Annotated in this window: 13 protein-coding genes and 1 pseudogene; 4 read left to right on the forward strand and 10 right to left on the reverse strand. The window is 74.6% G+C overall.

The window, feature by feature from the left end:
• Window positions 1–126: 126 nt before the first annotated feature.
• From ACZ5ON_RS31540 to yczE, 3 genes are all read right to left on the reverse strand, one after another.
• Entirely contained in the window at window positions 127–1,308 is a 1,182-nt protein-coding gene (locus tag ACZ5ON_RS31540; protein ID WP_465599843.1) for a glycosyltransferase family 4 protein, read from the reverse strand.
• Window positions 1,309–1,621: 313 nt separating this feature from the next.
• A complete protein-coding gene (recN, locus tag ACZ5ON_RS31545) occupies window positions 1,622–3,355 on the reverse strand; it encodes a DNA repair protein RecN (RefSeq protein ID WP_465599871.1) in 1,734 nt (577 codons plus the stop codon).
• 170 nt (window positions 3,356–3,525) lie between these two features.
• Window positions 3,526–4,182: a membrane protein YczE gene (gene yczE, locus ACZ5ON_RS31550; RefSeq protein ID WP_465599845.1), complete on the reverse strand. Its 657-nt coding sequence runs from the start codon at window positions 4,180–4,182 to the stop codon at window positions 3,526–3,528.
• Window positions 4,183–4,300: 118 nt separating this feature from the next.
• Here yczE and yczR point away from each other — a divergent pair, with 118 nt between their 5' ends.
• The gene (gene yczR, locus ACZ5ON_RS31555; protein ID WP_465599847.1) at window positions 4,301–5,803 is read left to right on the forward strand and encodes a MocR-like transcription factor YczR; all 1,503 of its coding nucleotides are present in this window, start codon (window positions 4,301–4,303) and stop codon (window positions 5,801–5,803) included.
• A 143-nt stretch (window positions 5,804–5,946) separates the two neighbouring features.
• Here yczR and ACZ5ON_RS31560 read toward each other — a convergent pair whose 3' ends face one another.
• The 4 genes from ACZ5ON_RS31560 to ACZ5ON_RS31575 form a co-directional block, all read right to left on the reverse strand.
• Entirely contained in the window at window positions 5,947–6,846 is a 900-nt protein-coding gene (locus ACZ5ON_RS31560) for an NAD kinase (protein ID WP_465599849.1), read from the reverse strand.
• 147 nt (window positions 6,847–6,993) lie between these two features.
• On the reverse strand, window positions 6,994–7,800 hold the full coding sequence (locus ACZ5ON_RS31565; RefSeq protein WP_465599873.1) for a TlyA family RNA methyltransferase: 807 nt from the start codon (window positions 7,798–7,800) through the stop codon (window positions 6,994–6,996).
• 77 nt (window positions 7,801–7,877) lie between these two features.
• Entirely contained in the window at window positions 7,878–8,042 is a 165-nt protein-coding gene (locus ACZ5ON_RS31570) for a hypothetical protein (protein ID WP_465599851.1), read from the reverse strand.
• The gene (locus ACZ5ON_RS31575) at window positions 8,035–8,973 is read right to left on the reverse strand and encodes a hypothetical protein (RefSeq protein ID WP_465599853.1); all 939 of its coding nucleotides are present in this window, start codon (window positions 8,971–8,973) and stop codon (window positions 8,035–8,037) included. The genes ACZ5ON_RS31570 and ACZ5ON_RS31575 overlap by 8 nt, the downstream gene beginning before the upstream one ends.
• Before the next feature lie 212 nt (window positions 8,974–9,185).
• Here ACZ5ON_RS31575 and ACZ5ON_RS31580 point away from each other — a divergent pair, with 212 nt between their 5' ends.
• The gene (locus ACZ5ON_RS31580; protein ID WP_465599855.1) at window positions 9,186–9,533 is read left to right on the forward strand and encodes a sterol-binding protein; all 348 of its coding nucleotides are present in this window, start codon (window positions 9,186–9,188) and stop codon (window positions 9,531–9,533) included.
• Between the two features lie 30 nt (window positions 9,534–9,563).
• Here ACZ5ON_RS31580 and ACZ5ON_RS31585 read toward each other — a convergent pair whose 3' ends face one another.
• Both ACZ5ON_RS31585 and ACZ5ON_RS31590 read right to left on the reverse strand, forming a co-directional pair.
• Window positions 9,564–10,607, reverse strand: a complete 1,044-nt coding sequence (locus ACZ5ON_RS31585) for an HAD-IIA family hydrolase (protein ID WP_465599857.1) — start codon at window positions 10,605–10,607, stop codon at window positions 9,564–9,566.
• A 68-nt stretch (window positions 10,608–10,675) separates the two neighbouring features.
• Entirely contained in the window at window positions 10,676–11,188 is a 513-nt protein-coding gene (locus ACZ5ON_RS31590) for a tetratricopeptide repeat protein (protein WP_465599859.1), read from the reverse strand.
• Window positions 11,189–11,326: 138 nt separating this feature from the next.
• Here ACZ5ON_RS31590 and ACZ5ON_RS31595 point away from each other — a divergent pair, with 138 nt between their 5' ends.
• Window positions 11,327–12,697 (forward strand): DUF1015 family protein, encoded by a 1,371-nt coding sequence (locus ACZ5ON_RS31595; protein ID WP_465599861.1) that lies wholly within the window; start codon window positions 11,327–11,329, stop codon window positions 12,695–12,697.
• Between the two features lie 171 nt (window positions 12,698–12,868).
• Here the strand turns inward: ACZ5ON_RS31595 and ACZ5ON_RS31600 are convergent, their stop codons facing one another.
• The gene (locus tag ACZ5ON_RS31600; RefSeq protein WP_425557883.1) at window positions 12,869–13,684 is read right to left on the reverse strand and encodes a tetratricopeptide repeat protein; all 816 of its coding nucleotides are present in this window, start codon (window positions 13,682–13,684) and stop codon (window positions 12,869–12,871) included.
• Between the two features lie 60 nt (window positions 13,685–13,744).
• Here ACZ5ON_RS31600 and ACZ5ON_RS31605 point away from each other — a divergent pair.
• Window positions 13,745–14,208: pseudogene (locus ACZ5ON_RS31605) on the forward strand (hypothetical protein); the annotation flags it as partial.

Below are 14,208 nucleotides of genomic sequence, written 5' to 3' on the forward strand. Positions count from 1 at the left end.
GCCCTCCCCCCCCCTCCTTTCCCGCCGTTCGTTCAACGCCCCCCCCCCCCCTTCCCCCCCCCCCTCCCCCCCACCCCCCCCCCCCCTTCTCCCCCCCCCCCCCCCCCCCCCCCCCCCCCCCACGGCTCAGGCGCCCTCGCGCTGGACCAGTTCGTCGTAGGTGCTGAGCACCTGCGCCACCGTGGCCGCCTCGTCCGGCCAGGTCTCGGCCTGGACGCGGCCGGACGCGGCGAGCGCGGCCCTGCGGTCCGGGTCGGCCAGCAGCCCCCGTACCGCCGTCGCGAGCGCGGCCGGATCGCCGTACGGCACCAGGACCGCGGCCTCGCCGACCAGCTCGGGGATGCCGCCGACGCTGGTGGCGACCACCGGCACGCCCGCCCGCATCGCCTCCTGGACCACCAGCGAACGGGCCTCCCAGCGGCTGCTCACCACCACCAGGTCGGCGGCGGCGAGCAGGTCGGGCACGTCGGTGCGGTAGCCGAGCAGTTCCACCGGCAGCCGCTCCGCCGCGATCCGCTCGCGCAGTTCGGCACCCTCCGGTCCCTCGCCCGCGATCACCACCAGCGGGTCGCGCTCGCCCAACTGCCCGGCCGCGTCCAGCAGCAGGCCGAAGGACTTCTGCTGGACCAGCCGGCCGATCGCCAGCACCACGGGCCGGTCCGGCCCGCCGCCCAGCAGGCGGGCCCGGGACGCCTCCCGACCGAGGTCGCCGGGAGGCATCGGCGGGGCCGCGACCGGGCCCAGCCTGGCGTCGCTGGCACCGAGTTCACGGGCCCTGGCGACCAGGTCGGAGGATGCGCCCAGGACCAGGTCGGCCGCCCGGGCCACCCGGCGCTCCATCAGCCGCTGCAGGCGGCGTTCCACACCGGTGGCCAGCATCGCGTGGTGGAAGGTCACCACCAGCGGGGTCTGCGGCCGCAGCCCCGGGAAGCGTCCGGCGGTGCGCAGCGCCAGGTCGGAGAGGAGACCGGCGCGCAGGCCGTGGGCGTGCACCACGTCCGCCCCGGTGAAGGCGCGACGCAGCTCGCCGATGGCGGTGGCGTCGCTGCGGGCCCCGGCGGTGGGGGTGATGTCGACCAGGTGGAACCGGGCGCCGGTGCGGGAGAAGCCGAACAGCGAGTCCGTCCCGGCGGGGGCGCAGACGGTCACACCGACGCCGTGCGCCACCAGGCCCTGCGCCAGGGAGCGCACATGCGCGCCGATGCCGCCGGTGCTCGCGGACAGGACGAGTACCACGTGCAGCTGGCCCCGGCTCTCATGGGCCGCGGTGGGGCCGGTGCCGGTGGCCCGGGTCGCGGAATGGTCCACGTCGTCTCGCTCCGACTAGTTCACTTGCCGCACGCCGCCCACGGGATCTCCGCGAGCGCCGCTCGGGACTGGGGTGCCAGTGTCCAGCCGCCACCATGCCAGGTCGGGAGGCGTCTTGGACAGTCGGCACCCTCGCGGGCGCGTCGTGGGGCCTGACCGGGGCGCGGGGAAGGGCCCGCGCGGGCGCGAACGGCCGGGCGGCCGCCCCGGGCTCGGGACGGCGCGCCGGCCGGGCGGTTCCCGGCGCCCGGCCATGCTTCCCGGGGCAAGGCGAACCGCGCGAGGGCCCCGCGCCCGCGGGTGGCCCGGGGCGTCAGTTGCCGCGCGGGGAGCGGGCCGCCGCGAGGAGCTCCTCAGCGTGGGCACGGCCCAGCTCCGAGTCCTCCAGGCCCGCCAGCATCCGGGAGAGCTCGCGGACCCGCTCCCCGTCGTCGAGCACCTTGACTCCGCTGCGGGTCACCGTGCCGTCGTTGGTCTTCACCACCACCAGGTGCCGGTCCGCGAAGGCCGCCACCTGCGGCAGGTGGGTCACCACGACCACCTGCGCGCTCTGCGCCAGCTTGGCCAGCCGGCGGCCGATCTCCACCGCCGCCTTGCCGCCGACACCCGCGTCCACCTCGTCGAAGAGGTACGTGGGCACCGGGTCGGCACCGGCGAAGACCACCTCGACGGCCAGCATCACCCGGGAGAGTTCACCGCCGGACGCGCCCTTGGCGATCGGCCGCGGCTGCGCTCCGGGGTGCGGGGCGAGCAGCACCTCGACCTCGTCCACGCCGTGCGGGCCGTAGGCGACGGTGCGCCCGTCGATCTCGATGCCCGCGAGGTCGTCGACCCGACTGATCGCGAAGCTCACCCGGGCGTGCGGCATGGCGAGTTCGGCGAGTTCCGCGGAGACGGCCGTGGCGAAGCGGTCGGCGGCGGCGTGCCTGGCGGCCGAGACCTCGGCGGCGAGTTCGGCCAATTCGGCCCGCAGCTCGGTCTCCTGGGCCCCGAGCTCGTCGATCCGCTCGTCGTCACCGTCGAGTTCGGCCAGCCGCAGCGCCGCGGCCTCGGCCCACTCCAGCACCTCACCGAGCGAGTTCTCCTCGCCGCCGTACTTGCGCACCAGCTGGGCCAGCACCGCCCGGCGGTCCTCGACCGCTGCCAGCCGTACCGGATCCGCGTCCAGGTCGTCGGCGTACCCGGCCAGGTCGCCGGCCACGTCGGCGAGCAGGTAGCCCACCTCGCCCAGGCGGTCGGCCAGGGCGGCGAGCCGCTCGTCGTGATGGCGGACGGAGTCCAGGGCGCGGCGGGACTGGGCCAGCAGGGTGCCCGCGTCCAGCGAGTCCGGGTCGGCGGGGTCGCCGGCCAGGGCGGCGTGGGCGAGGGTCGCGGCACCGGAGAGCGCATCGGCGTGGCCCAGACGTTCGGCCTCCGCGGCCAGCCCGACGTCCTCACCGGTGACCGGCTCGGCGGCGGCGATCTCTTCCAGGCCGAAGCGCAGCAGGTCCGCCTCCTGGGCCCGTTCGCGGGCCCTGGTGGTCAACTCCTCCAGGGTGGCCGAGACCTCGCGCAGCCGGCGGTACACCTCGCGGTAGCGGGCCAGCGGCTCGGCCACCGCCTCGCCCGCGTACCGGTCCAGCGCGCCGCGCTGGCGCGAGGGGCGCAGCAGCCGCTGCTGGTCCGTCTGACCGTGCACGGCGATCAGGTCCTCGCCGAGCTCGGCGAGCAGGCCGACCGGGACCGCCCGGCCGCCGACGTGGGCGCGCGAGCGGCCCTCGGCGGAGACGGTACGGCTGATCAGCAGCGCGCCGTCGTCCAGCTCGGCGCCGGCCTCCAGGGCGCGGGCGGCCACCGGGGAGCCGGCCGGCAGCTCGATGCGGCCCTCGACGACCGCCCGGTCGGAGCCGCCGCGCACCAGCGCCGGGTCGGCCCGGCCGCCCAACAGCAGGCCGAGGCTGGTCACCACCATGGTCTTGCCCGCTCCGGTCTCGCCGGTCACCGCGGTGAAGCCCGGTGCCAGTTCGACCACCGCGTCGTCGATGACGCCAAGATCCCGTATCCGCATCTCGTCCAACACGGAGACGACCTTACGAGGTCCGACCCCCGGCGCGCGACGAGCGCAGGTCCCGGCGGTGCAAGTTCATCCCATCCGGCACCGTCCCTGCCGACTCCGTGCGCGGGCGGCCACCGAGCGTGTATCCGTCCTGGGGGCGGGGAGGCCGTAGGGTGCCGCCGCTACGCGGCCTGGCGCGGCGCGACCGCGCAGTAGCGCAGGAAGAACTGCGCCAGCGGCCCGATCGCCAGCGCGTACGTGATCGTCCCGAGCCCGACCGTACCGCCGAGCAGGAATCCGATCGTCACCACCGTCAGCTCCATGCCGGTGCGGATCAGCCGCACGGAGCGCCCGGTGCGCCGGTGCAGCCCGGTCATCAGCCCGTCGCGCGGCCCGGGCCCCAGCCGGGCCCCGATGTAGAGGCCGGTCGCCAGACCGTTGAGCACGATGCCCGCCGTCAGTAGCGCCGTCCGCCCGAGCCACCCCTCCGGGGCGGCGATCAGGCCGAGGGTGAGGTCCATCGCGGCGCCGATGACCAGGATGTTGCCGATCGTCCCGATGCCCGGCACCTGGCGCAGCGGTATCCACAGCAGCAGCACCAGCGCACCCGTGATGGTCACCCAGGCGCCCATGCTCAGACCGAGGTGCCGCTGCAGGCCCTGGTGCAGCACGTCCCACGGGTTGACGCCCAGCGAGGCCCGCACCATCAGCGCCATGCTCGCCCCGTACAGGCCGAGGCCGACCAGCAGTTGCGGCACCCGCCGGGCGAGCCGGTCGGTGCTCCAGATCCTCGCGGTGCTGTCGCCCGGAGTGCCGGCGTGCTGGGAGATGGTAGCCATGGTTCGGCTCCTCGGGGGTGGCGCGGATGTGTATGGCGGCCTAATGACCGGACTGCCATCATGGGCAGTCCAATCGGACCCGATCCAGGTCCAATCGAGACCAGGTGGACTGATTCGAATGAGCGAGTGGCAGAGCGCCGTGACCCCGCCCGCGCTGGCCAGGCTGCTGCGCAGCACCCAGTTGCCCGAGCCCGCCGGGCGCCGACCCGCGTACCGGACCCTGGCCGGGCAGGTCCGGCTGCTGGTCTCCGAGGGCCGGCTGCCGGTCGGCACCCGGCTGCCCGCCGAACGCGAACTCGCGCAGGCCCTGTCGCTCAGTCGCACCACCGTCGCCACCGCGTACGAGACCCTGCGCGGCGAGGGCTATCTGCGCAGCCGCCGTGGCTCCGGCAGCTGGACCACGCTACCCGAGGGCAGCAGGCCGCCCGGTGACGCCCTGCACCCCGTCCCGCCGGACGAGCGGGAGACCGTACTGGACCTCGGCGTGGCCGCACTGCCCGCCCCGCAGCCGTACCTCGGCGAGGCGGCGGCCCGGGCGATCGAGCAACTGCCCGCGTACGCCTCGGGGCACGGCCACTACCCGACCGGCGTGCCCGTGCTGCGGGAAGCCATCGCCCGCCGCTTCACCGAGCGCGGCCTGCCCACCACCCCGGACCAGATCCTGGTCACCACCGGCGCGATGGGCGCCCTGCACCTGGCCCGCCAGGCGCTCTCCGGACGCGGCGACCGACTCGCGGTCGAGGCGCCCAGCTACGCGCACACCATCCAGTCACTGCGCCGCAGCGGCGCCCGCCTGGTGCCCGTCCCGCACGCCCGGCCGGACGGGCCGACCGCCCTGCCGCGTTGGGACGTCCAGGAGTGGCAGCGCGTCCTGCGCGGGGCCGCGCCCCGACTCGCCTTCCTCATCCCGGACTTCCACAATCCGACCGGCGCCCTGATCGACGAGGAGCAGCGCCGCGAGCTGCTCGCCGCCGCCCGCGCCGCCGGGACCGTCGTCGTGGTCGACGAGACACCCGCCGAACTCGCCTGGGGCGTAGGCACCGAGGACCTCCCCAGACCCATGGCCGCCCTCGACCGGGCCGCCCAGGTGGTCACCGTCGGCTCGGGCAGCAAACTCCTCTGGGGCGGTCTTCGGGTCGGCTGGCTGCGTGCGAACCCCGCCCTGGTACGGCAGTTGGCCGCCGACCGGGTCTACACCGACGTCGGCACTCCCGTGCTGGAGCAGTTGATCGCCGCCGCCCTGCTCACCGAACGCTTCGACGAGGTCCGCGCCCACCAGCTGGCCAGGCTGCGCTCCAGCGCCGAGGCGCTCATCGCCGCACTCGAACGGCAATTGCCCGAGTGGCGGTTCGCCCGTCCGCCGGGCGGCCTGTGCCTCTGGGTGTCCACCGGCCGGGTCTCGGGCGCCGCGCTGGCCCAGGCCGGCGAACGGACCGGGGTACGGATCGCGGCCGGCTCCCGGTTCGGCGTGGACGGCGCCTTCGAGCACCACATCCGCATCCCGTTCACCGTCCCCGCGCCGGCCGCCGACGCGGCGATCGCCCGTCTCGCCACCGCCGCCGACCTGGCCGCGACCGGCCGCTGGCGCACCGCCGGAGAGGCCCCGCCGCTGGCCGTCTGACCTCCGCCGGCCGCGGCCCCAAGGGAAGCGGTGAACCGTCGACGTGTACCGCCCGTCAGCCGCGACCAACACCAACTAGCCGACGTGCGCGGGCAAGTAGGCGACGGACACCACGGCGCCTGATGCTCCTCGGGAGCCGCTCATCAGACCTTGCCGCGCCCGCGCCACCCCGTCACCGGCAGCGCGAACTTGGCCACCAGCCGGTCCGTGAACGGCGCCTGGTGCAGCCGCGCCAGGCGCACCGGCGTACTACCCCGGCGGACCTCCACCCTTGCCCCGGCCGGGAGTTCGACCGAACGGCGCCCGTCGCACCAGAGCACCCCGTGCGGCGTCTTCGGCTGGACCTCCACCGCCAGAACCGAGTTGGGCGAAGTCACCAGCGGCCGGGCGAACAGCGCGTGCGCACTGATCGGCACCATCAGCAGCGCCTCCACCTCCGGCCACACCACAGGACCGCCACCCGAGAAGGCGTACGCGGTCGATCCGGTCGGCGTCGAGAGGACCACCCCGTCGCAGCCGAAGTTGGAGACCGGACGGCCGTCCACCTCCGTGACGACCTCCAGCATCCGTTCCCGCGCGGCCTTCTCGATCGACGCCTCGTTCAACGCCCAGTCCTGGTGCACCACATCGCCGTTGGTGCGGACCAGGACGTCGAGCGTCATCCGGTCCTCGATCTCGTAGTCGGCCTTGACCACCCGCTCGACCACGACCGCCAGGTCGTCCCGCTCGGCCTCCGCCAGGAAGCCGACCCGGCCGAGGTTGATGCCCAGCATCGGCAGCCCGGACTCCCGGGCCAGCTCCGCCCCCCGCAGCAGCGTGCCGTCGCCCCCGGCCACCAGGATCAGCTCGCAGCCGTCCGCCGCGCCGTGCCCACCGGGCACCCGCTCCACCCCGTCGGGCAGATCCAGGCCGACGGCCTCCGAGGCGAGCAGTCTGATCCTGATCCCCTCCTTGAGCAGGCCGTGCACCAGCCCCTCGACACTGCGCAGCGCAGCCTCACGGCCGGTGTGCGCGATCAGGAAGACCGTACGTTCCTCGCTCATGCTGCCCTCTCCCTACGCCTGCCGGGTCGCCCTTGCCCCGGTGCGGCCGCCACCGGGCGTGACGGTCGGACGCCTGCACAGCACCCTATCCGGGGGCCCTGACATCCGACCCCCGCCTTCCGGCCCGGCCGCCGAAGGACCTCCGGCCTACTGCGGCCCCTCCGCCACCGCCCGCTCCGCCTCGGCCGGGTCCAGCCGCGGGGCGCCGCGGCGCAGCCACAGGAAGTACTCGACGTTCCCGGACGGGCCCGGCAGCGGGCTGGCGGTGACCGCCCGGACGCCCAGTCCCAGCTCCCAGGCCTGATCGGCGACCTGACGGACCATCTCCACCCGCAGCTGCGGGCTGCGGACCACTCCCCCGCTGCCCAGCCGCTCCTTGCCGATCTCGAACTGCGGCTTGACCATCATCACCAGGTCCGCGTCCTCGGCGCAGCAGCCCGCCAGGGCGGGCAGCACCAGACCGAGCGAGATGAACGACAGATCGCCGACCACCAGGTCGACCGGCTCCCCGCCGATCTGCTCCAGGGTCAGCTCCCGGACATTGGTCCGGTCCATCACGGTGACCCGCTCGTCGCTCTGCAGCGACCAGGCCAGCTGGCCGTAGCCGACGTCCACCGCCAGTACCCGCGCGGCCCCCGCGCGCAGCAGTACGTCGGTGAAGCCGCCGGTGGACGCGCCCGCGTCCAGCGCGCGCCGCCCCTCGACCACCAGGCCCCGCGGCACGAAGGCGGCGAAGGCGCCCGCCAGCTTGTGGCCGCCGCGCGAGACGTAGTCGGGATCGTTCTCGTCCTTGGCCACCACGACCGCCGCCGAGGTCTCCACCTGCGTCGCGGGCTTGGTCGCCGTGGTGCCGCCGACGGTCACCCGGCCCGCCGCGATCAGCTCGCTCGCGTGCTCACGCGAACGGGCCAGCTTGCGGCGGACCAGCTCCGCGTCGAGTCGGCGTCGTGCCACTGCCACTGGTGTTTCAGCTCCTACTGCTCGCGCTACTACCCGTACTGCTGGTGCTCGTACGGTTGCTGCTCGTCCGGTTACCGCTCGTCGAGCGCGGCCAGAGTGCCCACCAGCCGCTGATGTACATCTTCGTACACCGCCACCTGGGCAGCGGCCTCCACCCCGGCCAGCTCCGCCAACCCGGCCAGCGCGGCATCGACCTCCGGGTGGCCCGTCGGCTCCACCGGCGCCGGCTCAGACATCGCCGCCCTCCCGCTTCGGCGCGGACTTCCTCGCGGAGGCCTTCTTCGCGCCAGCCTTCGCACTCGCGCCACCGGCCCGGCTCCCGGTACCCGGCTTCCCGGCCGGCGCCTTCTCCACGGCCTTCGTAGCAGCCTTCGTCGCGGTTTTCTCCACGGCCTTCGTCGCGGTTTTCGCCACGGCCTTCGTCGCGGATTTCTCCACGGCCTTGGTCTCGGTCTTCGCCACGGCCTTGTTCGCGGCCGCACCATCGGCGGCCGTGCGTCGGGCAGCCGGCTTCGTGCCGTTCGCCTTCACGCCGGCGGCCTTGGTGCCGTTCGCCTTCGCACCGGCCGCCTTCGCACCGGCCGCCTTCACACCGGCGACCTTCGCACCGCCCCCGGCGGCCGGCCGCTCCGCTGCCGCCTGCTTCGTCGTGCCCTGCCTCGGCGCGGCCCGCCGCGCGGACGCAGGCGCAGGCGCGGGCCGCCCGGCCGTCGCGGTGCCGTTCACCTCGTCGGCCTTCACCGGCTCGGGCGCCCGCTCGTCCCAGCCCGCCTCGAACAGCCCGGCGGCGCGCGCCTCGGGCTTGCTCTCCGGAGGAAGGTGGGGCTGCTCCTCCACCTCGCGCAGCTTGCTCTCCAGGTAGCTGAGCACCACGCCCACCTTGACCACCTGGTCGCCGACCCGCTCGAAGACCTTCTCCACCTCGCCACGGGCCATCCCCACCGCGAGGTCCAGACCGGCCCGGCCGGCCGTCACCGCCTCCCCGGCCAGCGTCTGCAACGACCTGGCCGACGGCGGGAACTGCTCGCTCACGGTCCGCTCGATCGTCGCGACGTCCACGCCGCCGCGCTCCAGCAGTCCGGTGGCCGCGCCCACGACCCGCTTGCCGGTCTCCTCGGCCAGCTCGGTGGCCACCACCACGACTCCCCGCACCGCATCCCGCAGCATCCCGAGTGCCTCCTTAGTGCCTCGCACCGACTGCGACCCCGGCCCGGTGACCACTCTGTGCAGCCGGACCTGGCCCCACCACATCCACGACGCTACCGCCTCGGCTCCGTCCTACGCTGCCGCTGCCGCCCGGCCGGGTTCCGGCACTGCTGCGATAGCGTGGACGGTCGGCGCCTTGGAACAGGAGGCGGGCAGACGGGAGACCAGCAGTCATGGCCACGATCGAGCAGTGCCGGCAGGCGCTGGAGCAGTTCAGCCACAACCTCGGCCACGCGGACGGCGACACCCGCAAGGCTGCGGCCCTCGACCGCTCCCTCACCTGCTGGATCACCGACCTCGACCTGACCTTCTCGGGCCGCCTCAAGGACAGCCGGATCACCGACATGGTCGAGATCCCCGGCCCGCCGCCCGCCAAGGCCGAGATCCGCCTCTCCATGACCGGCGACGACCTGGTCGCCATGGTCGGCGGACAGCTCAACTTCGCCGCTGCCTGGGCCGGCGGCCGGGTCCGGCTGGAGGCCGGCTTCCGCGACCTGCTGCGCCTGCGCTCGCTGCTCTGACTCCCCCGGGGTCCGCCGGGTCCGGCGCCGCTACAGCCCCAGCTCGGCGAGCGCCTTGCTGCCGTCCACGGCCGAGCCGTCCGCGTCGGCCGCCGTCCAGGCCGCCGCGCAGAGCGCCCGCAGGCCGTCGTACGGGTCCTGTCCGGCGCCGCTCAGCCGCAGCTCCCCGTTGTCCGCCCACGCCTGGTACCCGCCGCACCCGTAACGCCCATCGCCCAGCGCCACCACCTCCGGCTGGCCGGTCAGCAGGCCGCGCAGGTCGGCCGCGACGTACGTGGGCCGGTGCCGGGCCGGGGCCGCCAGCAGCTGGGCGGGGGTGGTGACACCGGTGAACACCAGCAGGCTGTCGACACCGCCGTTGTAGGCGCCCTCGATGTCGGTGTCGAGGCGGTCGCCGACCACCAGCGGATGCTTCGCGCCGGTCCGGATCACCGTCTCCCGGTGCATCGGCGGCAGCGGCTTGCCCGCCACCTCGGGCTCGACGCCGGTCGCGGTGCGGACCGCCGCCACCAGCGTGCCGTTCCCGGGGGCGATGCCCCGGGCGGTGGGGATCGTCAGGTCGGTGTTGGACGCCACCCAGGGCAGCCCGCCCGCCACCGCGTAGGAGGCCTCGGCGAGGTGTTGCCAGCCGACCGACGGGTCGTAGCCCTGGACCACCGCGAGCGGCCCGTCCGCCAGCGACCGGACCGGCACCAGGCCGCGCTCGACGAGCGCCTCCTCCAGGCCCGCACCGCCGACCACCAGCACCTTGGCTCCGGCCGGAACCTTCGAAGCCACCAGCCGGGCCGCCGCCTGCGCCGAGTTGATCACGTCGGCGGCCTCGGCCGGGATGCCCAGTTCGGTCAGGTGCCCGGCCACCGCCCGGGGCGGCCGGGAGGCGTTGTTGGTCACGTACGCCAGCCGCATCCCGGCCGCGCGGGCCACCGCCAGCGACTCCACCGCGTGCGGGATCGCGTGCGCTCCGGCGTACACCACACCGTCGAGGTCGAGCAGCGCCGTGTCGTACGCCTCGGTCAGCGGGCGGTCACAGCCCCCCGGAGCGGTACGTGCCTGGCCGGCTGCGGTGTCCGTCATCAGTCCTCTACCTCGTCCTCTTGCTCATCGTCGTACCGGCCGTACTCGGCCCGGCCCGTCCCGTGGCGTCACCCGGCCTGCCCGTCCTCCGGCGGCGCCGAGTACCCGGGCGCACCTGGCAGCAGCGGTCCGTAGGCACCGGCGCGGGCCGCCAGCGTAGCCCTGGTCTGCCGCAGCGCGGCCCGGTAGTGGGCCGCCTCCGGTCGCATGGCGACCGCCAGGGCCAGGTGCTCGGCGGACGTCTCGAAGTCGCCCAGCCGGGCCGCCGAGACGCCCCACCCGAACTGAGCGTAGTCGTCCGTCGGATCGGCCAGCGCCACCGCCCGGAAGTTCTCCAGCGCCGACTCGAACAGCCCGGCGCTGAACTGCGCTCTCGCCAACGTCTCCCGGATGCTCCGCGAATGCGGCTCCGCCTCGGCCGCACGCGCCAGCAGCTGCTCGGCCGCCGCCGGGTGGCCCTGTTCCAGCAACCGCGCCCCCCGCCGGAACCAGTCGTACACCCCGCCCTTCGGCGCCCCGGGCCCGCCCTGCGCCGGAACGTCCGCGCCCCCGCCGTTCGCCTGCCTCTGCCCGTCACTCATCCCGTACCCCGTCTCCAATCCGAACCCGGCCCCAGGTGCCGCCGTCCGTGCTGTGCACGACCCGTTCCCGACGGGTCGGCCGTGGCACTGTGATCTACGAGATCTCCCAACAACGCGTACTTGGTTACGATGCCCAGAATGAGCACACCCAGTGCAGACACAGGAGCAGAGGCTCCAGCAGGCGGCCCCGGTGACCCCGGCCACGTCGCCACTGCGGGGCTGTCCCTCTCACCGTTCCGCGCCCTGCGATACGTCCCCGACCGGGTCGGTACGCTCGCCGCGGTCACCTCGCCCCCGTACGACGTGGTGGATCCCGGGCGACGGCTGGACCTGGAGACCGCCGACCCCCACAACATCGTCCGGCTCATCCTTCCCAGGCCCGAACCCGAGGACACCGGCGACCGCCCCGACCGCGACACCCGCTACCGGCACGCCGCCCGGCTGCTCGCCGAGTGGCAGCGCGAGGGCGTCCTCGCCCCCGACCCTGAACCGGCCCTGTACGTCTACGAGCAGCGCACCGCCGAGGACGGCCCCGGCGGCGGCACCCTGCAGCGCGGCCTGATCGGCGCACTGGCGGTCAGCGGCCGGGAGGCCGGCGTGGTACTGCCGCACGAGGACGTGATGCCCCGCCCGGTCGCAGACCGGGTCGGCCTGATGCGGACCACCCGGGCCAACCTGGAACCGCTGCTGCTCACCTACCGGGGCAGCGGCGGTGCGGCCGAGGTGATCGAACGGGCCGTTCTCGGCGAGCCACTGCTCACCACGACCACCAGCGACGGCACCCACCACCGCCTGTGGGCCGTCACCGACCCCGCCGAACTGGCCGCGGTCAGCCGCGACCTCGCCACCTGCCGGGCCCTGATCGCGGACGGCCACCACCGCTGGGAGATGTACCTTCGCCTCCAGCGCGAGCACCGGCACCTGCCGCTCAGCCCGTGGGACCGCGGCCTGGTACTGCTGGTCGACACCGCCCGATACCCGCTCCGGGTCCGGGCCATCCACCGGGTGCTGTACCGGCTTCCGATCACCGAGGCGCTCGCCCGGCTCGGCGACCACTGGCAGCTCAAGGAGGTCCCCGGCCCGCTGGAGACGGCCCTCCAGGCACTGGCCGAGGCCAAGCAGCACGCCGGCAACGTCTTCCTGCTGACCGGCGGCGACGGCACGTACCGGCTGCTCATCGAGCCGGACGAGGGACTGGTCGCCGCCACCGTGCCCACCGGCAAGCCCGAGGAGTGGCGCCACCTGGACGCCACCGTCCTGCACGCCACCCTGCTCGACCACGTGTGGCGGATCCCCGACGGCCCCGACGACATCGGCTACCTGCACAGCGCCGAGGCCGCCGAGCGCGAGGCCGCCCGGAGCGGGGGCACGGCAGTCCTGCTGCACCCGGTCAAGGAGAGCGTGGTCCGGCGGCTGGCCGAACAGGGTGTGACGATGCCCCGGAAGTCCACCTCCTTCGGGCCCAAGCCGGCCACCGGGCTGGTCCTGCGCAGCCTCGCGCTCGGCTGACGCCGCCCGGCGGGCCGGCTTCGCGGGTCCCGATCCGGTGGCCCGATCCGGTGGCCCGATCCGGTCTGATCCGATGGGACCCGGCGGATACGCCGGAGGCCCGGCCCGTACGCATGGGATGTGCGTACCGGCCGGGCCTCCGGCGTCGTGCGTGCGCGGACGCGGGGCGGACTACTTCTTGGCCTCGCCCTCGACGTCCTCCTCGATCTCGACGTCGTCCTCGTCGTAGTACTCCTCGACGTCTTCCTCGTCCTCGAAGATCACGCGGTCCTCGCCGGTGTCGTCGATCGCGATCTTGCGACGGACCGGCTCCGCCTCGGCCTCAGCGCCCTGCCCGGCCTCCTCCAGCTCCGGGTCGAGCGCGTCGACGAACTCCAGGCCGTCGATCTCGGCCAGCCGCTCGGAGGCGTTGGTGACACCGTCGGTGTCGGCGTCGGCCGCCTTGGCGAACCAGTCGCGGGCCTCCTCCGCCCGGCCGGCCGCGATCAGCGCCTCGGCGTACGCGTAGCGCAGGCGCGCGGTCCACGGGTGGATCGAGCTGGACGCCAGCTCCGGGCTCTGCAGCGTCACCACGGCGGCGTCGAACTGCTCCATGTCGCTGCGGGCACCCGCCGCGACCAGGCGCATCTCGACCTGGCCAGCCTTGTCCAGCTGCTTCACCTCGGGCTCCCCGGCCATCGCCAGCGCCCGCTCCGGACGGCCCAGACCCCGCTCGCAGTCCGCCATCACCGGCCACAGGTCCGCCCGCCCGGTCATCCGCCGCGCCGCCCGGAACTCGGTCAGCGCCTCGGAGTACCGCTGCGTCATGTACGAGGCGAAGCCCGCCGCCTCACGGACCGAGGCGACACGCGAGGCCAGTCGCAGCGCGACCCGCGAGTACTTATACGCCTCCTCCGGCTCGCTGTCGAGCAGGCGGGCGACCATCACCAGGTTGCGGGCCACGTCGTCCGCGAGCGTCTTCGGCAGGCTCTTCAGGTCCTGGCGCACATCCGCGTCGATCTCGAAGCCCGTGACGTCGTCCGGGATCGGCAGCCGGTGGACCGGCTCGTGGTTGCCACGGCGGTCGTCGTAGTCGCGGCGGTCGTCACGCCGGTCGTCCCGACGGAAGCCACCGCCCTGCGAGCGGTCGTCACGGCGGAACCCGCCGCCCCGGCCCTCGCGGCCCTCGTGCGGCCGGCCACCGCGGTAGCCGCCGCGGTCGTCACGGTCACGGCCGTAGCCGCCCGACGGACGGTCATCCCGACGGAAACCACCACCCTGCGGACGGTCATCCCGACGCGGACGGTCCTCACGGAAACCACCCGACGGGCGGTCGTCGCGACGGAAACCGCCGCGGTCGTCACGGTCACGGCCATAGCCGCCCGACGGACGGTCATCCCGACGGAAACCACCACCCTGCGGACGGTCATCCCGACGCGGACGGTCCTCACGGAAACCGCCGGAGGGACGGTCGTCACGGCGGAAACCACCGCCCTGCGGACGGTCATCCCGACGGAAACCGCCACGGTCCG

This window comes from Kitasatospora sp. NPDC032150 (assembly GCF_055579945.1).